The 20,506-nt window shown below is 51.3% G+C and carries 21 protein-coding genes; 12 read left to right on the top strand and 9 right to left on the bottom strand.

All coding sequences use genetic code 11. The features are described 5' to 3' along the window. Positions 1-28: 28 nt before the first annotated feature. Positions 29-1,471: a magnesium transporter gene (gene mgtE / locus MNO13_RS17455; RefSeq protein ID WP_064548538.1), complete on the top strand. Its 1,443-nt coding sequence runs from the start codon at positions 29-31 to the stop codon at positions 1,469-1,471. Between the two features lie 6 nt (positions 1,472-1,477). Here the strand turns inward: mgtE and MNO13_RS17450 are convergent, their stop codons facing one another. Then, positions 1,478-2,110, bottom strand: coding sequence for an IbrB-like domain-containing protein (locus tag MNO13_RS17450; protein WP_241939064.1), 633 nt, complete (start codon positions 2,108-2,110; stop codon positions 1,478-1,480). Continuing rightward, positions 2,107-3,321, bottom strand: a complete 1,215-nt coding sequence (locus MNO13_RS17445) for a phosphoadenosine phosphosulfate reductase (RefSeq protein ID WP_241939063.1) — start codon at positions 3,319-3,321, stop codon at positions 2,107-2,109. The genes MNO13_RS17450 and MNO13_RS17445 overlap by 4 nt, the downstream gene beginning before the upstream one ends. A gap of 334 nt (positions 3,322-3,655) precedes the next feature. Between MNO13_RS17445 and modA the strand changes: the two genes are divergently transcribed. Genes modA through modC form a run of 3 tightly spaced genes read left to right on the top strand, consistent with a single transcriptional unit; the run spans position 3,656 to position 6,179 of the window. Continuing rightward, positions 3,656-4,429 (top strand): molybdate ABC transporter substrate-binding protein, encoded by a 774-nt coding sequence (gene modA, locus MNO13_RS17440; RefSeq protein ID WP_241939062.1) that lies wholly within the window; start codon positions 3,656-3,658, stop codon positions 4,427-4,429. Next, positions 4,429-5,121, top strand: a complete 693-nt coding sequence (gene modB, locus MNO13_RS17435; RefSeq protein ID WP_064548533.1) for a molybdate ABC transporter permease subunit — start codon at positions 4,429-4,431, stop codon at positions 5,119-5,121. Before modA ends, modB begins: the two co-directional genes overlap by 1 nt. Then, positions 5,121-6,179, top strand: a complete 1,059-nt coding sequence (gene modC, locus MNO13_RS17430) for a molybdenum ABC transporter ATP-binding protein ModC (protein ID WP_064548531.1) — start codon at positions 5,121-5,123, stop codon at positions 6,177-6,179. The genes modB and modC overlap by 1 nt, the downstream gene beginning before the upstream one ends. Positions 6,180-6,220: 41 nt before the next feature. On the opposite strand, the gene MNO13_RS17425 is transcribed toward modC, so the two are convergent. Then, positions 6,221-7,039 carry a pyridoxal phosphatase gene (locus MNO13_RS17425; protein WP_241939061.1) on the bottom strand — a complete coding sequence of 273 codons (819 nt, stop codon included), beginning with the start codon at positions 7,037-7,039 and terminating at the stop codon, positions 6,221-6,223. Between the two features lie 142 nt (positions 7,040-7,181). Between MNO13_RS17425 and pgl the strand changes: the two genes are divergently transcribed. Continuing rightward, positions 7,182-8,180: a 6-phosphogluconolactonase gene (pgl, locus tag MNO13_RS17420; RefSeq protein WP_241939060.1), complete on the top strand. Its 999-nt coding sequence runs from the start codon at positions 7,182-7,184 to the stop codon at positions 8,178-8,180. Between the two features lie 68 nt (positions 8,181-8,248). Here the strand turns inward: pgl and MNO13_RS17415 are convergent, their stop codons facing one another. The 4 genes from MNO13_RS17415 to bioA form a co-directional block, all read right to left on the bottom strand. Then, complete coding sequence (locus MNO13_RS17415) at positions 8,249-9,547, bottom strand: putative acyl-CoA thioester hydrolase (RefSeq protein WP_064548524.1); 1,299 nt, start codon at positions 9,545-9,547, stop codon at positions 8,249-8,251. A gap of 111 nt (positions 9,548-9,658) precedes the next feature. Beyond that, the gene (locus MNO13_RS17410) at positions 9,659-10,135 is read right to left on the bottom strand and encodes a kinase inhibitor (RefSeq protein ID WP_064548522.1); all 477 of its coding nucleotides are present in this window, start codon (positions 10,133-10,135) and stop codon (positions 9,659-9,661) included. Between the two features lie 16 nt (positions 10,136-10,151). Continuing rightward, complete coding sequence (locus MNO13_RS17405; RefSeq protein WP_121814018.1) at positions 10,152-10,832, bottom strand: type 1 glutamine amidotransferase domain-containing protein; 681 nt, start codon at positions 10,830-10,832, stop codon at positions 10,152-10,154. Positions 10,833-10,902: 70 nt separating this feature from the next. Next, on the bottom strand, positions 10,903-12,192 hold the full coding sequence (gene bioA, locus MNO13_RS17400) for an adenosylmethionine--8-amino-7-oxononanoate transaminase (protein ID WP_241939059.1): 1,290 nt from the start codon (positions 12,190-12,192) through the stop codon (positions 10,903-10,905). Positions 12,193-12,281: 89 nt separating this feature from the next. Here bioA and bioB point away from each other — a divergent pair, with 89 nt between their 5' ends. From bioB to MNO13_RS17370, 6 genes are all read left to right on the top strand, one after another. Next, positions 12,282-13,322, top strand: a complete 1,041-nt coding sequence (gene bioB / locus MNO13_RS17395) for a biotin synthase BioB (RefSeq protein ID WP_241939058.1) — start codon at positions 12,282-12,284, stop codon at positions 13,320-13,322. Then, positions 13,319-14,470 (top strand): 8-amino-7-oxononanoate synthase, encoded by a 1,152-nt coding sequence (gene bioF, locus MNO13_RS17390; RefSeq protein WP_241939057.1) that lies wholly within the window; start codon positions 13,319-13,321, stop codon positions 14,468-14,470. Before bioB ends, bioF begins: the two co-directional genes overlap by 4 nt. Beyond that, positions 14,454-15,212, top strand: a complete 759-nt coding sequence (gene bioC / locus MNO13_RS17385; protein WP_241939056.1) for a malonyl-ACP O-methyltransferase BioC — start codon at positions 14,454-14,456, stop codon at positions 15,210-15,212. Before bioF ends, bioC begins: the two co-directional genes overlap by 17 nt. Next, on the top strand, positions 15,205-15,888 hold the full coding sequence (bioD, locus tag MNO13_RS17380) for a dethiobiotin synthase (protein ID WP_241939055.1): 684 nt from the start codon (positions 15,205-15,207) through the stop codon (positions 15,886-15,888). Before bioC ends, bioD begins: the two co-directional genes overlap by 8 nt. A gap of 173 nt (positions 15,889-16,061) precedes the next feature. Continuing rightward, complete coding sequence (locus MNO13_RS17375) at positions 16,062-16,325, top strand: hypothetical protein (RefSeq protein ID WP_241939054.1); 264 nt, start codon at positions 16,062-16,064, stop codon at positions 16,323-16,325. A 17-nt stretch (positions 16,326-16,342) separates the two neighbouring features. Further along, the gene (locus MNO13_RS17370) at positions 16,343-16,861 is read left to right on the top strand and encodes a helix-turn-helix transcriptional regulator (protein WP_133522453.1); all 519 of its coding nucleotides are present in this window, start codon (positions 16,343-16,345) and stop codon (positions 16,859-16,861) included. Between the two features lie 44 nt (positions 16,862-16,905). Here MNO13_RS17370 and MNO13_RS17365 read toward each other — a convergent pair whose 3' ends face one another. Together MNO13_RS17365 and MNO13_RS17360 are read right to left on the bottom strand one after the other, a co-directional pair. Beyond that, positions 16,906-17,616 (bottom strand): ABC transporter ATP-binding protein, encoded by a 711-nt coding sequence (locus tag MNO13_RS17365; RefSeq protein WP_064548506.1) that lies wholly within the window; start codon positions 17,614-17,616, stop codon positions 16,906-16,908. 432 nt (positions 17,617-18,048) lie between these two features. After that, positions 18,049-18,417, bottom strand: coding sequence for a hypothetical protein (locus MNO13_RS17360; RefSeq protein ID WP_064548504.1), 369 nt, complete (start codon positions 18,415-18,417; stop codon positions 18,049-18,051). 14 nt (positions 18,418-18,431) lie between these two features. Between MNO13_RS17360 and uvrB the strand changes: the two genes are divergently transcribed. Next, the gene (gene uvrB, locus MNO13_RS17355) at positions 18,432-20,447 is read left to right on the top strand and encodes an excinuclease ABC subunit UvrB (protein WP_064548502.1); all 2,016 of its coding nucleotides are present in this window, start codon (positions 18,432-18,434) and stop codon (positions 20,445-20,447) included. Positions 20,448-20,506: the final 59 nt, after the last annotated feature.

The following is a 20,506-nucleotide window of genomic DNA, read 5'->3' as shown; positions in this document are numbered from 1 at the left end:
GCACGTCGCAATTAGGGAAAACCGCCAGATGTCTGTCACTCGTAAGCTCAGCACTAACAAGTACAGCACTAAACAGCGTGCGCAAGATCGAGCGCGAATCCTCCAGATTCTGTTAACCAACAAAGCGGTTGCCACCGGTATTCTCGGCAAGTTTCCGCAACCAGATGTCCATACCCCAGAGCAAGATATTGCCGAAATCGTCAAGCTGGTAGCAAGACTGCCCGCCGCCGATCTGGCCGACGTACTGGAAGCACTTCCCAGCGAAGAGCGCCATGCGTTGTGGAGCCTGGTCAAAGATGATGAACGCGGCAAAGTACTGATCGAAGCCTCCGAAACCGTCTGGGACGACCTGATCGAAGGCATGAGCGATAAAGCTTTATTGAATATTATTCGCCCACTGGATATCGACGACCAAATCTATCTTGCACAATATTTGCCTCGTGATCTGATGGGGCGCTTGCTGGCCACTCTACCGCAAGAGGAACGGGCTCGCGTCAGGCAAGTCCTGCACTACGAAAAACACAGTGTTGGCGCGATCATGGATTTCGAAGTGATCACCGTGCGTGCTGATGTCACGCTGGCGGTGGTGCAACGCTTTCTACGCCTACGCGGAAAAGTGCCGCAAAACACCGATAAAGTTTTTGTTACCACGCGTGATAAAACGCTGCTCGGGGAATTGGGGCTAACCACCATTTTGCTGCACGCGCCGCAAACGTTGGTGCTTAACGTGATGGACGATAATCCCACCTGTTTTGCCCCCGAGGATGATGATGAGGCTGCGGCGCGAACCTTCGAACGTGATGACTTAATCAGTGCGGCAGTTATCGACAGCAGCGGTAAACTGATTGGCCGTTTGACCATCGATGAAATCGTTGATGTGGTTTATGAAGAAACCGATAACGATTTGCGCCGCATGGGTGGCTTGAGTGCTGAAGAAGATGTTTTTGCTCCAGTCAGCAAAGCAGTCAAAGCACGTTGGGCGTGGCTTGCGATTAACTTGTGCACCGCGTTTGTTGCTTCACGCGTTATCGGCCTGTTTGAACATACTATCTCGCAACTGGTGGCACTGGCATCACTAATGCCGATTGTCGCGGGTATCGGCGGGAATACCGGAAACCAGACTATCACCATGATTGTGCGCGCATTAGCGCTACAACATATTCAGCCGGGTAACTTTTCGTTCCTGGTGCTGCGTGAACTGGGCGTTGCGCTGTTCAACGGTATCATCTGGGGTGGCGTGATGGGTTGTGTCACCTGGCTACTCTACGACGACCTCGCGTTAGGCGGCGTGATGACGCTGGCGATGGTGCTCAATTTATTGGTGGCATCGCTGATGGGCGTGCTGATCCCGATGATTATGATGCGGTTGGGAAAAGATCCGGCAGTCGGTTCGAGTGTGTTGATTACCGCTATCACCGACACCGGAGGCTTCTTTATTTTCCTTGGGCTTGCGACAATCTTTCTACTTTAAACGCGGTTATTTTACCGTCCAGGCTTGTGAGAACTGGCGATGGCTAAACAGTTCGAACAGGCCGCAAACCTGCTTGAGTCGCAACACTTCGTCCGTATCCATTCCCAACTCAATACCGATTTTCGAGTCATCCCAACCCAGTTGTGACAACTCGCGCACGATTTCAGCCATCGCATTAATTTGATGACGCCCGCGAGCACGGTTATGACGAATAGTGGCTGCCATGCGGCGGTTCTTGTCATTATTTACCTGAGGCATCAGAACAACTGGAACATACCCCTTGAGTCGTTTGTTCAATTCACCGGCTTTGCTGCTGATTTCAAAACGATGAAAACCATCAATGATAATGAATTGATCGGTACTCTCATCGCATGTCGCGACAATCGGGTGAGTAAACCCGTCCTGTATCAGCGAGGTATTTAACAGCGCTTTCTCCGCAGGTGCCACGTTATTCGGGTTGTAATCATTCGCTTTTATTTCTTGTGTTTTCATCCAGATAACGCAATCAACTGGCTCATTTTTGAAAGGGCTACATTCATGCAATGCGACTTTCACTTGATTGATCGACGTGATGCGCTGAGCTTCCGGCATTGCAGTTAGAAGAGTGCGTAATGAAGCGGTAATTTCTTCAACTGTCATATTATTTTCCATATCTGACGTTTCTCCTGAATACGTTGGATGTAACGTTTGTAACTACTTGATTTATTAGGGCTGAATGAAAGTGTTCGGCACCAGTAATCGTTGTTTAATAACACTTTGCAGATACGCCGCCATGAGGGCATATCCTTGCTTCCGGTATCTTTTTCTTGGGTATCAGGAATATCGTCGGGGAAGCCTCGTGTCTGATACCAGCGCAAGTAAACTGCTATTTTATTGCGATAATGCTCGGCGGTGGTGTCGGGAATACTGTCGAGCAGCGCCATGGCGTACTCACGCCAGGTGAGGTGTTCTGGTTTATTAATCTGCCGACGGGCGTAGAAATCCCCTTTTTGTGAGGCGTATAAACAGCCGCTATTTGCCCCGCTGACGCGTGTGCACATCAACGCCCATTTTTCCGGCTCGAGTACGTGGTAAAGCCATAAACCTTGCCGCTGATCCATGCCAAATGGTTCGCAAATTCGCATATGGCGCATGGGAACCCCAGCCTGATACATCAGAGAATACAGTGTGTTGCAGGTTTCATTTGTCTGGGAAAACCACGTCCAGATATCGGCAGTTTTCCAATCATAGATGGGATAAACATTATAAGCGTGTCCCTTTGCGGTGGCGGTCGTCCAGGGCTTGTCGTCGGCATAACGTAATTTTTTGTTTGAGGCGATGCTCAGGAAACGGTGATAGGACTCATCCGCACGAATACCAATCATCACAGCCGCTGGGTTTGATGCGGAAAACCATTCAGAAAATGCACCGACAAAGGCTTCAAAGCTCATTGCATACTTATAAAAGGGGAAAAAGTTACCATCAGTAATGGCATCTGATGGGGGTTGGCGAACCCAGGAAACGCCCTCCTGCCAGCACGTCCATTCTGGTTGAAATTGTGAAACTGAATTCGGCGTAGTAAGGGGAAGGGCAACCCAGTAAAAGTCATCGACTACATCTTTGTACTGTTCACGCATCTTTTCGATAACCGAAATGGTGTGGCTAAATTGTGCTTCCCAGTCGACAAACAGAATGCTGATTTTCCGCTTGAGTTGGCGTGCGACCATAGCGGTTAAATGAAACATTAACGTGGAATCTTTTCCGCCGGAAAATGAGATGCAAATGCGGTCGAAGTTAGTGAATGTCCAGAGAATACGTTCAAGGGACGCCTGTAACACATTTTGCTGGAGAGGGATTTTATGCGAAGACATTATTGTTGGTCATGTAATAATTAAAGATATTTATGATATATCAATATAAACATAATGTTATGTGGCATTTTTTTATTTTTTTTATTTTTAGCTCTAATATCTAAAAATAAATTTAATGGTAATTTAAAAATATATTTAGCATTGATTTATATATTATCTGAATATAATTCAGGTGCCATATTGGTATTGAATGAAACTTGTCTGGCTTCATGCTCATGTAACAGGCAACCAGGATTTGGATCAAGTTTCCGGCCTTCTTACCGATAAGTTCTGTAAATTCCTTCTTAGCATCGTTATATTATGCGCTACATAACGAAACTCAATGGAGTAAAACATGGCTAAGCAGTGGGTACGTCTGGCATTCGGCGCGGCACTGAGTGTCACAATGGCCGCGCAAGCATTCGCCGATAACAACAAAATTACCGTTTTTGCTGCCGCATCGTTAACTAACGCGATGCAGGATATTGCGACCCAATATCAGAAAGGGAAGACGGTCGAAATTGCCTCTTCTTTCGCTTCATCTTCAACGCTGGCGCGCCAAATTGAAGCTGGCGCACCTGCTGATTTATTCATTTCTGCCGACCAGAAATGGATGGATTACGTGGTCAGTAAAGATGTGATTAAAGCCGATTCCCGTGAAACACTGCTCGGCAACAGTCTGGTAGTGGTGGCACCTAAAGCCAGCAATATTGGCGATGTTGCGATTAATGCTAAAACTGACTGGGCTGCGTTGCTGAAAGGTGGCCGTCTTGCTGTGGGTGATCCAGACCACGTTCCGGCAGGCATTTATGCCAAAGAAGCGCTGCAAAAATTAGGTACCTGGGATACGCTATCACCACAATTAGCTCCGGCAGAAGATGTCCGCGGCGCCCTGGCATTGGTTGAACGTGACGAAGCACCTATAGGTATCGTGTATGGTTCCGATGCCGTAGCCAGTAAAGGTGTGAAAGTGGTTGGCACATTCCCTGAAGATTCCCACAAAAAAGTGGAATACCCGATTGCCATTGTGAAAGGCCACGACAACCCAACGGTAAGTGCGTTTTACACTTATCTGAAAGGACCGGAAGCGGCTGCTATCTTCCAACGTTACGGATTTACGACCAAATAATGATATTGACCGATCCCGAATGGCAGGCGGTACTGCTGAGCCTGAAAGTCTCAACCCTTGCGGTGTTGTTTAGTCTTCCTTTTGGGATCTTCTTTGCCTGGGTGCTGGTGCGTTGCCGGTTCCCTGGCAAAGCCCTGCTCGACAGCATTATCCATCTTCCCTTAGTGCTCCCGCCCGTGGTGGTCGGTTACTTATTGCTGATTGCAATGGGGCGACGTGGCGTGATTGGCGCCTGGATTTACGATGTTTTTGGTATCACTTTTGCTTTCAGTTGGCGTGGAGCGGTACTGGCTGCCGCGGTGATGTCCTTCCCGCTGATGGTACGAGCGATTCGCCTGGCGCTGGAAGGCGTAGATATGAAACTCGAACAGGCTGCTCGCACATTGGGAGCCGGGCGCTGGCGGGTATTTTGCACCATCACGCTACCGTTGACCCTACCGGGCATTATTGCCGGAACGGTGCTGGCGTTTGCCCGTTCACTTGGCGAATTCGGCGCAACTATTACCTTCGTTTCAAATATTCCCGGCGAAACCCGCACTATTCCTTCGGCGATGTACACCCTGATTCAAACCCCTGGCGGCGAAAATGCGGCAGCACGTTTGTGCGTGATTTCGATTGTATTAGCGCTGGTGTCTTTGCTGGTGGCGGAATGGCTGGCACGACAGAGCCGTAAGCGGATAGGGGCAGTCTGATGCTGGAACTCAATTTTGTTCAGACGCTGGGCGAACATCGTCTTGAGATAAACGAAACCTTACCCGGCATGGGCATTACGGCAGTATTTGGCGTTTCAGGTGCCGGGAAAACCTCGCTGATTAATGCGATTAGTGGTCTGACACATCCGCAACAAGGCCGGATCGTGCTTAATGATCGGGTGTTGAGCGACGCAGAAAAGAAGCATTTTCTGGCCCCGGAAAAACGTCGTATTGGTTATGTATTCCAGGACGCACGCCTGTTCCCGCATTACCGCGTGCGTGGCAATCTGAAATACGGTATGCACAGATCCGCCGCAGGGCAGTTCGACAAAATGGTCGCGTTACTCGGTATTGAACCGTTGCTTGAGCGCTTCCCGTGGAGCCTTTCGGGCGGTGAAAAACAGCGTGTGGCGATTGGCCGTGCCTTGCTGACATCTCCAGAACTGTTGTTGCTTGATGAGCCGCTCGCCTCGCTGGATATTCCGCGTAAGCGTGAATTACTGCCATATTTGCAGCGGCTGGCGCGAGAAATTAACATCCCGATGCTTTACGTCAGCCACTCGCTGGAGGAAATTCTCCACCTGGCAGATAAAGTGCTGGTGCTGGATGCGGGTAAAGTGAAAGCCTTTGGCAATCTGGAAGAAGTGTGGGGCAGTAGCGTGATGCACCCGTGGTTACCGAAAGAGCAGCAAAGTAGCGTGCTCAAAGTGACCGTACTGGAACATCATCCGCATTACGCGATGACTGCACTGGCGCTGGGCGATCAGCATTTGTGGGTCAATAAACTGGATAAACCGTTGCAGGCGTCGTTACGCATTCGCATCCAGGCCTCAGACGTTTCATTGATTCTCCAGCCGCCAGTCAACAGCAGCATTCGTAACGTGTTGCGGGCGAAAGTCGCGCAATGTTATGACGATGAAGGGCAGGTGGAAGTGCAACTGGAAGTCGGGTCGAGAACGTTGTGGGCGCGGATTAGCCCGTGGGCGCGGGACGAGCTAATGATAAAACCGGGGCAATGGTTGTATGCGCAAATTAAGAGTGTTTCGATAACCGCGTGAATTACTGGCGGGCGTGTTTCGCTGCCCGCCAATAAAATTCATTACAACAAATGCTTATAAATCGTCTCGGCGATACCGGTTTCCAGATTGGTGCCAATCACCAAATCGGCACGGGCTTTAATTGCCTCATCGGCATTGCCCATTGCGACACCGAGTCCGGCAGTTTCCAGCATACTCAAATCGTTAAAATTATCGCCAAAGGCAATGACCTGGCTCATTGATAAACCTTGAGATTCAACCCATTGCGCTAAGCGATTGCCTTTGCTGTTGCCACGTTGTGCCACATCAACCTGATCATGCCATGACCACTCACACGACAGACCAAGTTCTTGCTCCACAACCTGTGTGAAGTTTTGCAATTTCACAGTGTCTTCATCAGTCAGCGCAAACTTCCAGATAGCATCCACTTCATGTGCGGCTTCACGCAGAGAATTCACATGGCGGAACACCGGGCGCTGAGATTCTGGCAAGGATTTAGCCCAGTTCTCGGTACGCAAAACATGACCTGTTGGTTCCTGATACAGCATCGCATCATCGACATACATCAACCCATGAACGTTATGGGTATCCAGTAGGTCAATCAACTGGTTAGCTTGTTGAGGCTGCAAAGGATCGGATGAAAGCACCTTTTTTGCATGATAATCATACAAATAAGTCCCATTACAGCAAATTGCAGGTGTTTCCAGAGCCAGTGCCTGATAAAAAGGATGGATGGCAACGTGATGGCGGCCCGTCACAATGACAACTTTCACGCCAGCGTCACGCGCGCGTTGTAAAGCTGTCAGTGATTCAGGAAGAATGGTTTTTTGCGGCGTGAGTAACGTGCCGTCAAGATCAAGGGCGATTACGCGATAAGTCATTTAGGGTTCCAGTCAAATTCAGAATCATAAGGCCTGTGCCGATGTTACACCGCTTGCGGCGTTGTTCAAAATGACAACACGAAGCGGCAAAACGCACTACCCTTGTGACTATTACTCAAGACGTTGGGAGGAGAGATAATTCATGAAACAAACCGTTTATACCGCCAGCCCGGAAAGCCAGCAAATCCACGTTTGGCAACTTAATTCTGGTGGCGAGCTTACGCTGGTTCAGGTAGTGGACGTGCCAGGACAGGTTCAGCCGATGGTGATAAGCCCTGACAAACGTTATCTGTATGTGGGAGTGCGCCCCGAGTTTCGTGTGATTGCCTTCCGCATTGCGCCAGATGACGGCATGCTTACCGAAGCCGGTGTCACGTCAATTCCGGGCAGCCCAACGCACATTTCGACCGACCATCAAGGCCGTTTCCTGTTCAGCGCATCTTACAATGCGGGCAGCGTCAGTGTGGTGAGCCTGGCTAACGACGGTCTGCCTGGCGAGGTTGTCGATGTGGTGGAAGGTTTAGAAGGTTGCCACTCCGCCAATATTTCCCCGGACAACCGCACCTTGTGGGTTCCTGCATTGAAGCAAGATCGCATCTGCCAGTTTACTCTGTCTGACGACGGCCATCTGGTCGCGCAAACCCCGGCAGAAGTGACCACCGTTGAAGGTGCTGGGCCACGTCATATGGCGTTCCACCCGAATCAGCAATACGGTTATTGCGTTAACGAATTGAACGGTTCTGTGGATGTGTGGGAACTGAAAAATACCCTGGGAAAAATTGAGTGCGTGCAGACGCTGGATATCATGCCTCCAGGTTTCTCTGATACCCGTTGGGCGGCTGATATCCATATCACGCCTGATGGTCGTCATCTCTACACTTGCGACCGCACCGCCAGCATTATCACGGTATTTAGTGTTTCTGAAGATGGCAGCGTTCTGGCAGTGGAAGGCTACCAGCCGACTGAGAGCCAACCGCGTGGCTTCAACGTTGATCACTCAGGTAAATATCTGATTGCTGCAGGCCAGAAATCGCACCATATCGCGGTTTATCAAATCACGGGTGAGCAAGGTTTGCTTGAAGAGAAAGGCCGCTATGCTGTAGGGCAGGGGCCGATGTGGGTGGTGGTTAACGCAGTATAACCATTTGATTATGCTGACAAAAAACCTCGCAATTGCGAGGTTTTTTGTTTTAAGCCATGGGCTTAATATTAGTGGGTAACGACTTGGCTACCTACGCCACGGTTGTTGAACTCCCACAGGCGGTTTGCGTTAGCGTCGTTCAGGTCGCGCTGGATTTCGCCTTTCTCGCCTTTAGTACCGATGTTACCGGTGAACGGACGTTTAGAACCTACGGCATCGCCCCACGGTTTCGCGTTGTTGAAACCTTCGTTGATCACGCTGTCACGGATAACCACCTGGCCGTTTGAAGTCTGGCCTGCGGCATAACCGTTTTCAGTGGCTTCAACATCCCAGGCGCGGCCCAGTTGTGCAACGTTCTCGCCAGCAGCTGAGAAGCGGCTGTTAATTGCCAGGAAGCCGTAATAAATGTTTGGCTGAGTTGCCGGAGCAAATACCGAGCCTTCTTGCGTACGGCTGTTTACCAGGCGGAAATCGGTGTTATCAAACACCACTGCACCTCGGCCGGCAACCACATCCACATCGCCTTCAATGTAGCTGTTAGTTACCAGGGTGCGCGGTTGACGGTCAGTCAACAGGCGGTTTTGCACGTCGCTGTTGGTGACGAAGAAGGTGTTCTGACGGCCCAGCAGGTGAACATTGTTCAACTGCACTTTGTCGCCATCAGTACGCAGCGCGACGGCCTGATGATTAGACGCATCAACGCTGTCACCCAGGGTGTTGGCGATAGTCAGGTTCTGCATCTGCAAACCATTGTTCTGTGACCAGACTGCGGCAGAACACATGATACCGACGGTTGCAGTGCGCTTGCTCTGGCAGCTATCAAACATGTACCAGGCTGGTTTACCCGGCATATATTTGCCTGCTGGGTTAACGGCACGGCGCCAGGTATTCACGTCGATTTCAGAATCCAGTGGCATGGTGATTTTGACATCAGCAGCGTTATCAGTGGTGCCGTACAGCGTCACGCTGCCAGAACCCGCAGGAATATAAACGGTACCGGCGTACTCGCCCGGCTGAATCGCAATGTACAGGCGATTGTTGCTGTGTTTCATCATGGCGGCATCAACGGCGGCCTGAATAGACGTATGCGTTACACCTGCGCCACCCGCGGCACCGACAACAAAGTCAGGCTGCTGAGGAAGGCGAATCGAGGAAGGAGTCCATGGAGCTTCATCTTTATTCTTAGATGAGAAGTAGCGCGCCTGAACAAAGTTCTGCGCTTCATCGGACGATAAAATCGGGCGAGATTGAGTGCCTGGTGCTGCTTGTGTAGAAGGGCGTTCTGCCGACGGTGTTGAGCTACAGGCCGACAAAGCCACAGCAAAAGCGAGCACAGCTGCCCGACGAGAAACCGAAAATGTGTTCAAGGCTTGCTCCTTGCAATGCAATTATAAAATGGGGTCTTAAAGCCTGCTTTTTTATACTAAGTTGAGTGAAACAGGAAGCCGATTGTGCAAATCGGCTTCATAAAAAGCGGACTATCTGAACATTGCGGTGATAGAGGCACTGGCTAAAGAGTGGAAATGGACGTTAAAGCCGACCATGGCGCCGGATGCATTTTCATCAACCTCAAGCTGTTCCACGTCGAGGGCATACACGGTAAAGATATAGCGATGAGTTTCGCCTTTCGGCGGTGCTGCTCCACCGTATCCCGCTTTGCCGAAATCGGTGCGTGTCTGAATCGCAGGTTCGGGTAACTCCACTAAATTTGAGCCAGAACCTTGCGGCAATACGCGGGTATCAGCAGGAAGATTCACCACTACCCAGTGCCACCAGCCGGAGCCCGTCGGCGCGTCCGGGTCATAACAGGTGACGACAAAACTTTTGGTTCCGCTCGGGACTTCATCCCACGCAAGATGCGGGGAAATGTTGTCGCCCTGGTAACCCATGCCGTTAAAAACGTGGCGTGCGGGAAGTTTGTCGCCTTCCTTAATATCCTGACTAAAGAGTTTCATAGCCGAACCTTCCTTACTAGAGTTTCAATAGTTTAAGCAGTTCTTCGGCCGCTACAGCTGACGACGCCGGGTTTTGCCCGGTCACCAGATGCCCGTCGACCACCGCGTACTCGCCCCAGTCATCAGTGCGCTCGAATAGCCCACCGGCTTTTTTCAGCTCATCTTCCACCAGGAATGGCACGATGGCGGTTAAACCAACGCCATCCTCTTCGCTATTGGTAAAACCGGTCACCCGTTTGCCTTTCACCAGCGGTGACCCATCCGGTTTTTTCACCTTGCGTAACACGCCTGGCGCATGACAAACCGCGGCCACAGGCTTACCCGCCGCCCAAAACTGTTCAATCAATGTGATCGAGTGTTCATCTTCTGCCAAATCCCACAATGGCCCGTGGCCGCCAGGGTAAAACACCGCATCAAAATCTTCAGCGCGGATGGTGGCAAGCTTTTCAGTATTAGCTAACCGCTTTTGTGCGTCAGTATCATGACGGAAACGGCGAGTGTCGTCGGTTTGTGCATCCGGCTCATCACTTTTGGGATCAAGCGGCGGTTGGCCACCTTGTGGTGAAGCGAGAGTAATATTCAGACCTGCGTCACGAAAGACATAATACGGCGCGGCAAACTCCTCAAGCCAAAAGCCTGTGGGTTTGCCGGTATTGCCCAGTTGATTGTGCGAGGTTAAAACCATGAGGATTTTCATTTGACTCTCCCGGTTGGGCGCATGAAAAGATCCTCGAAGTGTAGTGCATCTGTGAGCGGCTTGCTGGTGCTCAGCTTTTGAAGAAGGCCGGGTTTTCTACCGCATTCGTTACGGCGGTGATCAATTTTGCTAGCTGTTCATGCGTGATGACGTAAGGTGGCATCAGATAAATCAGGCGGCCAAATGGACGGATCCACACGCCTTGCTCAACAAAGAACGCCTGAAGTGCAGCCATATCCACCGGATGATGCGTTTCCACCACGCCAATGGCCCCAAGCACGCGCACATCGGCTACTTGCTGACAATTCTGCAAGGGTTTAAGCCCTTCCAGTAACTGCTGTTCCAGAGCATTAACTTGCTGTTGCCAGTGGCCTTCTTCCAGCAAGGTGAGGCTTTCGGTCGCGACCGCACAGGCCAGCGGATTGCCCATAAACGTCGGGCCGTGCATAAAGCATCCGGCTTCGCCGTCGCTAATGGTATCGGCAACCTGGCGCGTGGTGAGCGTGGCGGAAAGCGTCATCGTGCCGCCGGTCAGCGCTTTACCAAGGCACAGAATATCCGCTGAAATCCCTGCATGTTCGCAGGCAAACAATTTGCCTGTACGACCAAAGCCGGTCGCTATCTCATCGGCAATCAGCAATATGCCTTCGCGGTCGCACATGCGGCGGATTCGACGCAGCCATTCAGGGTGATAAAAGCGCATGCCGCCCGCGCCCTGGACGATGGGTTCGAGGATAACGGCGGCAATTTCATGGCGATGAGCGGCCATCAAACGGGCGAACGGCACGATGTCCATTTCATTCCATTCGTCGTCAAAACGGCAATCTGGTGCAGGGGCAAATAAATGTTCAGGGAGATAACCTTGCCACAGGCTGTGCATCGAGTTATCCGGGTCACACACTGACATCGCACCAAAGGTATCGCCATGATAACCATGACGGAAAGTCAGGAAACGCTGGCGTGGTTCACCTTTTGCGTGCCAGTACTGCAACGCCATTTTCATCGCCACTTCAACGGCGACAGAGCCGGAGTCGGCAAGGAAAACGCATTCAAGATTTTCCGGCGTCATGGCGACCAGTTTACGACACAGTGCCACCGCGGGTGGGTGGGTGATACCGCCGAACATCACGTGTGACATCTGGTCAATCTGGTCTTTCATCGCCTGGTTTAAACGCGGGTGATTGTAGCCATGAATCGCCGCCCACCAGGACGACATCCCGTCAACAAGGGCTTTACCATCAGCAAGTTGCAGTTCGCAGCCCGTAGCCGCCACCACCGGATAAACCGGTAACGGTTGGGTCATAGACGTGTACGGGTGCCAGATATGTTGTTGGTCGAACGCTAAATCAGCAGGGGTCATAGGGTGACTTGTAAACCATTTAAAAAAGATTTAGGTTTACAAGTATAACGTCAATCAACGGCTAACAACACCCTTTTTGGAGACGCCCAATGGCTCACCACGCACGCTGGTCAATGTCGCAGGTCACTGCTTTATTTGAAAAACCTTTCCTCGAACTGATGTTTGAAGCACAACAAGTTCACCGTCAGCACTTCGATCCCCGCCATGTTCAGGTCAGTACTTTGCTGTCGATTAAAACCGGCGCATGCCCGGAAGATTGCAAATATTGCCCTCAAAGTGCGCGATACAAAACTGGGCTGGCATCCGAACGCTTGATGGAAGTTGAGCAAGTTCTCGACTCGGCGCGTAAAGCGTTGAACGCCGGTTCTACCCGTTTCTGCATGGGTGCTGCCTGGAAAAACCCTAACGATCGCGACATGCCGTACCTTGAGAAAATGGTGCAAGGCGTGCGCGAAATGGGGCTGGAAACCTGTATGACGCTGGGCACCTTAACCGGTGCGCAAGCAGATCGCCTGGCCGCCGCAGGGCTGGATTACTACAACCACAACCTCGATACCTCGCCAGAATTTTACGGCAATATTATTACCACGCGCACTTACCAGGAACGCCTCGACACGCTCGACAAAGTGCGCGATGCCGGGATTAAAGTCTGCTCCGGCGGCATTGTTGGGCTGGGTGAAACCGTAACCGACCGCGCAGGGCTGTTGCTGCAACTCGCCAATCTTCCGACGCCGCCTGAGAGCGTGCCAATCAACATGCTGGTGAAGGTGAAGGGCACACCGATGGCCGATAACGAAGACGTCGATGCGTTTGATTTTATTCGCACTATCGCGGTGGCGCGCATCATGATGCCAGGGTCTTTCGTGCGCCTTTCTGCCGGGCGTGAGCAGATGAGTGAACAAACTCAGGCCATGTGTTTCATGGCGGGTGTCAATTCCATTTTCTACGGCTGCAAACTGCTGACCACGCCAAATCCGGAAGAAGACAAAGACCTGCAATTGTTCCGCAAGCTGGGCCTAAACCCGCAGCAAACCACCACCCACGCGGGCGATAACGAACAGCAACAACAACTGGCCGAACAGTTGCTCACCGCAGATACGGAGAATTACTACAATGCGGCGGCTGTATGACCTGGCAGCAACGTATCGACAGTGCGCTTGAGCAACGGCGGGCAAATGACAGTTTCCGAATCCGCCAGGTTAATCAACAAGGTAGCGGGCGCTACCTTGTGCAAAACCAAACCCGCTATCTGAATTTTTCCAGCAATGACTATCTGGGAATGAGCCACCATGCGCAGGTGATTCAGGCCTGGCAGCAGGGAGCCGAGACTTACGGTGTCGGCAGCGGCGGTTCCGGGCATGTCACGGGCTACCACGAGACGCACCAGCAATTTGAACAACAGCTTGCCGACTGGCTTGGGTTTCCCCGTGCGCTGCTGTTTATTTCCGGTTTTGCGGCGAACCAGGCGCTGATTGCCGCGCTAACGGAAAAATCGGATCGAATTATTGCCGATAAACTCAGCCACGCCTCGCTGCTGGAAGCGGCAATGAACAGCCCTGCACAGTTGCGGCGCTTTACACATAATGATGTGCCATCGTTGCAAGCTTTGCTGGCGCATCCCCATGAAGGCCAACAACTGGTGGTAACCGAAGGGGTCTTCAGCATGGATGGCGATGCCGCACCGTTGGCTGAAATCGCGCAGATAAGCCGTAATGCAGGGGCTTTGCTGATGGTCGATGATGCGCATGGCATCGGGGTTATGGGCGAAGAAGGGCGCGGAAGTTGTGACCAGCAACAGATCAAACCGGATTTATTAGTCGTCACTTTTGGCAAAGCTTTTGGTGCCAGCGGGGCCGCGGTACTGTGCAGTGAATCACTGGCTGATTATTTGCTGCAATTTGCCCGTCATCTGATTTACAGCACCGCCATGCCGCCCGCACAGGCGTGCGCGTTATCGGCGGCATTGAATGTTATTCGTCACGATGAGTCCAGACGTGCGCAATTACGCGCCAATATTGTCCATTTCCGATCTGGGGCAGCACAGCTGCCGTTGAAATTAATGGCTTCGCAAACCGCGATCCAGCCATTAATTGTGGGTGAAAATCAGGCTGCGCTGAACCTCGCTTCCACCATGCGTGAGCGCGGATTTTGGATGACGGCGATTCGCCCGCCAACGGTTCCACCGGGCACCGCCAGGCTGCGTGTGACGCTGACCGCCAGCCACACCGCTGATGATATCGACAAGCTTCTGGAGGCGCTGTATGACGCAACTCGTTAACAAAGCCGCTGTCGCTGCCGCTTTTGGACGCGCGGCACCCACCTATGACAGCCACGCCGAGCTACAGCGCATCAGCGGCGGATTTCTTACCGACATGCTTGAAGGCCGACGTATCTCCACGATGCTGGACGCCGGGTGTGGTACCGGCTGGTACAGCCGCGTATGGCGTGACAAAGGCTGCCATGTGACGGCGTTAGATCTCTCTGCTGCAATGCTGAATTATGCGGCACAACTTGAGTCGGCAGATTGTTATCTCGAAGGTGACATCGAAGCCATCGCACTTCCTGACGGGCAAGTCGATTTAGCCTGGAGCAACCTGGCGGTGCAATGGTGCAGCGATTTACACAGTGGATTGAGTGAGCTTTATCGCATCACCCGCTCGGGAGGATGTGTGGCATTTACTACGCTTGCGGCGAACTCATTAAGTGAGCTACATACCGCATGGCACGCGGTAGACGAACGTTCACATGCCAATCAATTCCTCTCGATTGAGCAGATTCAGCAGGCTTGTGAAGGCTGGCGTTGTTCTCTACAAATTCATGAGATTAGCCAATTTTACCCCAGCGTAATGAGTGCCATGCACTCGCTAAAAGGCATTGGCGCAACACACCTTCATGACGGACGAAAAGCGTCATTGATGACCCGTCAGCAATTGCAAAAATTAAGTCTCGCCTGGCCGCAAAAAGAGGGGCAATTCCCTCTGACATGGCAGCTCGTTTGTGGAGTAATAGAACGTGATTAAACGATGGTTTGTGACCGGAACCGATACTGAAGTCGGTAAAACAGTCGCCAGTTGCGCCTTGCTGCAAGCCGCCACACAGGCGGGTTATCGTACGGCAGGTTATAAGCCGGTAGCGTCGGGAAGCGAAATGACGGCTGCGGGTATCCGCAATAGCGATGCACTGGCATTGCAGCGCAATAGCAGCGTCAAAGTAGACTATGACCAGGTGAACCCTTTTGCTTTTTTGGAACCGACGTCACCACACATTGTCAGTGCGTTGGAAAAGCGGCCTATTGAATTTTCACAGCTATCTCTGGGGCTGGAAGCGCTGGCTTCGCAAGCTGACTGGTTACAGGTTGAAGGAGCGGGAGGCTGGTTTACGCCACTTTCGCAGACCGCTACTTTTGCTGATTGGGTTATCCAGCAGCAACTGCCGGTGATCCTGGTTGTTGGGGTGAAATTGGGATGTATTAACCACGCCATGCTAACGGCACATGCGGTGCGGAGTGCAGGGCTGCATCTGGCGGGGTGGATTGCCAACGACGTTCAGCCAACAGGCAAACGTCACGCAGAATACATCGCGACGTTACGTGACGTTTTAAACGCCCCGATGTTGGGTGAAATTCCGTTTTACCCGCAACTTAATGAGCAAAGCCCTCTCGGCAGCCATCTGGATATTTCACTTCTTTCTGCATAACTCGCAAATCTTGTGATCCTTTCTGCAACGCCCGATAAATTTTTCGGGCGCTATTCCTGAATCCGTTGTTGCCCAAAACATCTCCTTGAAGAAACGCTGAGTGCGAGTAAATTACTTTTCAATTCCATGTTGTCACGTGACAACTTTTTTGAGAGTATAGCCAGGAGGTTTTTATGAAGCGGCGTTTGCACCCGAATAAGGATATTGAAGCAGCATTGAGTTATGCGGAGTGTCAGGGCTGGCAGGTCCAGCCTGGTGGTTCGCATTGCTGGGGGAAGATGTATTGTCCGTGGAATGACAAAGCCTGCCGGTGCGGTGAGTTTTGTATTAGTTGTATATGGAGTACGCCGCGCAGTGCGTACAACCATGCCAGGCAAATACGTCTTGTCGTTGATAACTGTAGTCAGCAAAGTACGCCGGCCATTATCAGACATTAAGTTTCAAGGAGCAGAACATGTCAGAATTTAGTTTCACATTGATTTTTACCTTGCCAGAAAAAAGCCAGGATCCTGCTGAGTGGGTAGAGGCGTTAGGCGCACAAGGCTGCGATGACGCACTGGTTGGCGTGGGGGTGACCGGGCGCATTGCATTGAATTTTATGCGTGAAGCGCAAGAGGCAAAGCAGGCCGTTGTTTCCGCCATTAAAGACGTGAAACGTATTATTCCAGGTGCGGTGTTGGTCGAAGTGATGCCTGACCTGGTTGGACTAACCGATATTGCCGAACTGCTGGGGTTTTCGCGCCAGTACATGCGTAAAGTGATGGTCAGCCGGAACGCGTTCCCTCAACCAGTGCACGACGGTAAAACCGCTATTTGGCATCTGGAACCGGTGTTGCGCTGGATGCGTGAAGCTGGGGTGTCAAAAGTCCCTTTGCCGTTAGTAGAGCTTTCAGCCGTGACACGGCAATGCAATTTACAACGGGAACTCGCCGATCTCGATGATGATTTACAGAAGCAACTCGGGCAGTTGTGACGGCAGAACCGGATTAACCCATCATGCCGTCGATTGATACACCATCATGGGTCAATCCAACTAGAAACCAGTTTGTCGTCCAGCATTGCGACATGACCCTGAGCGACGTTTCGTCCACGGTGGAGCAAACAGAAACGGTCTGCTACACGACGAATAAACGGCAACCGCTGTTCTACTAACAGGATAGTTAATCCAAAGTCACGGCTTAAACGTCGGATGATATTGCTGAGATCATGAATAAACCGCTGGCCGCTGCCAAAAGTCGGTTCATCCAGAATCAACAGTTTCGGCTCGGTCACCAGCGCCCTTGCTAATGCCAGTTGCTGCTGAAGATCGCCTGACAGCTCGCCACCGCGCACATGGCGCAAGCTATAAAGTTCAGGGAACAGTTCATAGATCATCGATGGGATCGCCCGCGTCCGCACACGGGCAGCTAACAGCGCAATTTGCAGGTTCTCCTCAACGCTCAGTTGGGAAAAGATGCGTCTGTCCTGGGCGACATAACTCATCCCAAGAGCCGCCCGGCCTTCAATAGGTTGGGTCAGCAAATCTTGTGGAGGATGCCCTGCCTCAAGCCAGGTCATACTGCCACTTTGTACGGGCAGGTAACCAGTGATGCAGTTAACCAGCGTTGTTTTGCCCATTCCTGGCGCACCTAACACACAGGTACATTCGCCTGGAGTCAGCTCAAGATCCAGGTTCCACAGAATATGGCTCTCACCATAAAACTGATTAACAGCTCGCAGACTCAACATCGATATTCTCCTTCGGATTGGGTTAACAGCGCAGCGTGGCGTCCACCACTCAAACCAGGACAAGTAAAACTGTGCAATTCCCTTGCCATGAACCTTTTTGCGCGGCAGAACATGGCAACTTTGAGAAAAGGCTCATGAAAAAGGTTGAAGAAACCTTCGTCGCCTACGACTCGAAAAGACGAATGCACTCTGTCAGTGCTGGTTACTGCCAGGGATGGTGCAAGAGAGTAGAGTTGCGCCATGAAAATGCGCAATTCGTGAGCAGGATCATAAGAAAAGGTGGCTCATCTTTAAGCAAAAATAAGACAAAAATAATGATGAAAAATATTTTTGATGCCACTCACAGAGATTTTAGGGTTTTTTGCGGTCTGCGCTGCAAAAGGGCTGAGAGCAGTTATCCACTATTCCTGTGGATAACCATGTGCATTAGAGTTAGAGAACTTGCGGTAAGCGAGGACTGGCGCGGCTTGCACATGAATTGGCGCTAAACCAGACTTTATCAAATAGCTGTTTAAAATTAATGAGTTGAATAAAATCAATCGCTGCAATAAAAGTGCCACAGATGTTCCTTGCGCTTTTATGACACTGCTTGACAAATGTTAAAAGGTAAAAAAATCTGGGGATAACCATTTTAGTCAGCTGAAATATCTGAGGGAGGAATGTTTTACCGGTAAACCAAACGGCAAAAAGAGGCCGTATCATAAACTTTTGTGCAAGGAACTGGTTTTTCATCCAGTATCTTTTTCTGGCAAAATTTCCTGTGCTGAGTAAAATTATCCTCCGGCCCGCTCGTTTCTTCATCAGGTAGCCTCTTCATGAGTAAAGCATTCAAATTAAATTCAGCATTCAAACCTTCTGGCGATCAGCCAGAGGCCATTCGCCGCCTTGAAGAGGGGCTACAAGACGGGCTTGCCCATCAGACACTGTTGGGTGTGACAGGCTCCGGTAAGACCTTTACCGTGGCGAACGTGATTGCAGATTTGCAACGCCCCACCATGGTGCTGGCACCGAACAAAACCCTTGCGGCGCAGTTGTATGGCGAGATGAAAGAGTTCTTTCCGGATAACGCGGTTGAGTTCTTTGTTTCCTACTACGATTACTACCAGCCTGAAGCCTACGTCCCGAGCTCCGATACTTTTATCGAAAAAGATTCCTCGGTGAATGAACATATCGAGCAGATGCGCCTGTCAGCCACCAAAGCGTTACTCGAAAGGCGTGATGTGATTGTGGTGGCTTCGGTGTCGGCGATATACGGCCTGGGCGATCCGGATCTCTACCTGAAAATGATGCTGCATCTCACCAAAGGGATGATCATCGATCAGCGCTCTATTTTGCGCCGTTTGACCGAACTGCAATACACCCGTAATGACCAGGCTTTCCAGCGCGCGACTTTCCGTGTGCGTGGGGAAGTCATCGACATCTTCCCGGCAGAGTCAGACGATTTAGCGTTACGGGTCGAATTGTTTGATGAAGAAGTGGAACGGCTTTCACTATTCGACCCCCTTACCGGGCAAATAGACCAGGTGATTCAGCGCTTCACCATTTACCCTAAATCACATTACGTCACCCCGCGTGAACGTATTGTGCAAGCCATGGAAGAAATTAAGGTGGAACTGGCTGACCGTAAAAAGGTCTTGCTGGCGAACAACAAACTGCTTGAAGAGCAGCGCCTGTCGCAACGTACTCAATTCGATTTAGAGATGATGAACGAACTGGGCTACTGCTCTGGGGTAGAAAACTATTCGCGCTTCCTGTCGGGGCGTGGCCCTGGCGAGCCACCACCAACGCTTTTCGATTATTTGCCTGCTGATGGCCTGCTGGTGGTCGACGAATCCCACGTGACTATTCCGCAAATCGGCGGCATGTACAAAGGTGACCGGGCGCGTAAAGAAACCCTGGTGGAATACGGCTTCCGTCTGCCATCAGCACTCGATAACCGCCCGCTGAGATTTGAAGAGTTTGAAGCGCTGGCTCCGCAAACCATCTATGTTTCGGCAACGCCCAGCAATTACGAGCTGGAAAAATCAGGTGGTGATGTTGTCGATCAGGTTGTCAGGCCAACGGGTTTGCTGGACCCGATTATCGAAGTGCGTCCGGTTGGCACTCAGGTTGACGACTTGCTTTCCGAGATTCGTAAACGTGTTGAAATCAACGAACGTGTTTTGGTCACCACGCTGACCAAACGTATGGCCGAAGATTTGACAGAGTATCTGGAAGAGCATGGCGAGCGGGTGCGTTATCTGCACTCAGATATCGATACCGTCGAGCGTATGGAGATCATTCGTGATTTGCGCCTTGGCGAGTTCGACGTGCTGGTAGGCATCAACTTGCTACGTGAGGGGTTGGATATGCCTGAAGTGTCGCTGGTGGCCATTCTGGATGCCGATAAAGAAGGTTTCCTGCGTTCTGAGCGTTCGCTCATTCAGACCATTGGTCGTGCGGCACGTAACATCAACGGTAAAGCCATTCTGTATGGTGACAAAATCACTCCGTCCATGGCAAAAGCGATTAGTGAAACGGAGCGTCGCCGTGAGAAACAGCAACGATACAACGAAGAAAATGGCATTACGCCGCAGGGGCTGAACAAGAAAGTGGTGGATGTGCTGCAGCTTGGCGAAGGCATGGCGAAAACTAAAGGCCGGATGAAGAGCAAAGCGCGCAGTGTTATTGAAGATGATGAAATCATCCTGACGCCGAAAGCCCTGCAACAGAAAATTCATCAACTGGAAGCGAAGATGCTGGAGCATGCGCAGAATCTGGAATTTGAAGAAGCTGCACAACTCCGTGACCAGTTGCACGAGTTACGGCAATTGTTTATCGCTGCGTCGTAACGGGTGGCTGTAGCTAACGCTAATCCACCTCACGAAATCATGCACTTGTAGGTCGAATA

It is taken from the genome of Buttiauxella ferragutiae (genome assembly GCF_022637515.1).
GTDB lineage: Bacteria > Pseudomonadota > Gammaproteobacteria > Enterobacterales > Enterobacteriaceae > Buttiauxella > Buttiauxella ferragutiae.
Note: the sequence above shows the minus strand (reverse complement) of the source record. Positions and strands in the feature narration are given on the sequence as shown.

Bases quoted from the DNA above. Each gene is read 5' to 3' on its own strand.
- mgtE (WP_064548538.1), top strand. From the start codon at position 29: ATGTCTGTCACTCGTAAGCTCAGCACTAACAAGTACAGCACTAAACAG.
- MNO13_RS17450 (WP_241939064.1), bottom strand. From the start codon at position 2,110: ATGACAGTTGAAGAAATTACCGCTTCATTACGCACTCTTCTAACTGCA.
- MNO13_RS17445 (WP_241939063.1), bottom strand. From the start codon at position 3,321: ATGTCTTCGCATAAAATCCCTCTCCAGCAAAATGTGTTACAGGCGTCC.
- modA (WP_241939062.1), top strand. From the start codon at position 3,656: ATGGCTAAGCAGTGGGTACGTCTGGCATTCGGCGCGGCACTGAGTGTC.
- modB (WP_064548533.1), top strand. From the start codon at position 4,429: ATGATATTGACCGATCCCGAATGGCAGGCGGTACTGCTGAGCCTGAAA.
- modC (WP_064548531.1), top strand. From the start codon at position 5,121: ATGCTGGAACTCAATTTTGTTCAGACGCTGGGCGAACATCGTCTTGAG.
- MNO13_RS17425 (WP_241939061.1), bottom strand. From the start codon at position 7,039: ATGACTTATCGCGTAATCGCCCTTGATCTTGACGGCACGTTACTCACG.
- pgl (WP_241939060.1), top strand. From the start codon at position 7,182: ATGAAACAAACCGTTTATACCGCCAGCCCGGAAAGCCAGCAAATCCAC.
- MNO13_RS17410 (WP_064548522.1), bottom strand. From the start codon at position 10,135: ATGAAACTCTTTAGTCAGGATATTAAGGAAGGCGACAAACTTCCCGCA.
- MNO13_RS17405 (WP_121814018.1), bottom strand. From the start codon at position 10,832: ATGAAAATCCTCATGGTTTTAACCTCGCACAATCAACTGGGCAATACC.
- bioA (WP_241939059.1), bottom strand. From the start codon at position 12,192: ATGACCCCTGCTGATTTAGCGTTCGACCAACAACATATCTGGCACCCG.
- bioB (WP_241939058.1), top strand. From the start codon at position 12,282: ATGGCTCACCACGCACGCTGGTCAATGTCGCAGGTCACTGCTTTATTT.
- bioF (WP_241939057.1), top strand. From the start codon at position 13,319: ATGACCTGGCAGCAACGTATCGACAGTGCGCTTGAGCAACGGCGGGCA.
- bioC (WP_241939056.1), top strand. From the start codon at position 14,454: ATGACGCAACTCGTTAACAAAGCCGCTGTCGCTGCCGCTTTTGGACGC.
- MNO13_RS17375 (WP_241939054.1), top strand. From the start codon at position 16,062: ATGAAGCGGCGTTTGCACCCGAATAAGGATATTGAAGCAGCATTGAGT.
- MNO13_RS17370 (WP_133522453.1), top strand. From the start codon at position 16,343: ATGTCAGAATTTAGTTTCACATTGATTTTTACCTTGCCAGAAAAAAGC.
- MNO13_RS17365 (WP_064548506.1), bottom strand. From the start codon at position 17,616: ATGTTGAGTCTGCGAGCTGTTAATCAGTTTTATGGTGAGAGCCATATT.
- MNO13_RS17360 (WP_064548504.1), bottom strand. From the start codon at position 18,417: ATGAAGAAACGAGCGGGCCGGAGGATAATTTTACTCAGCACAGGAAAT.
- uvrB (WP_064548502.1), top strand. From the start codon at position 18,432: ATGAGTAAAGCATTCAAATTAAATTCAGCATTCAAACCTTCTGGCGAT.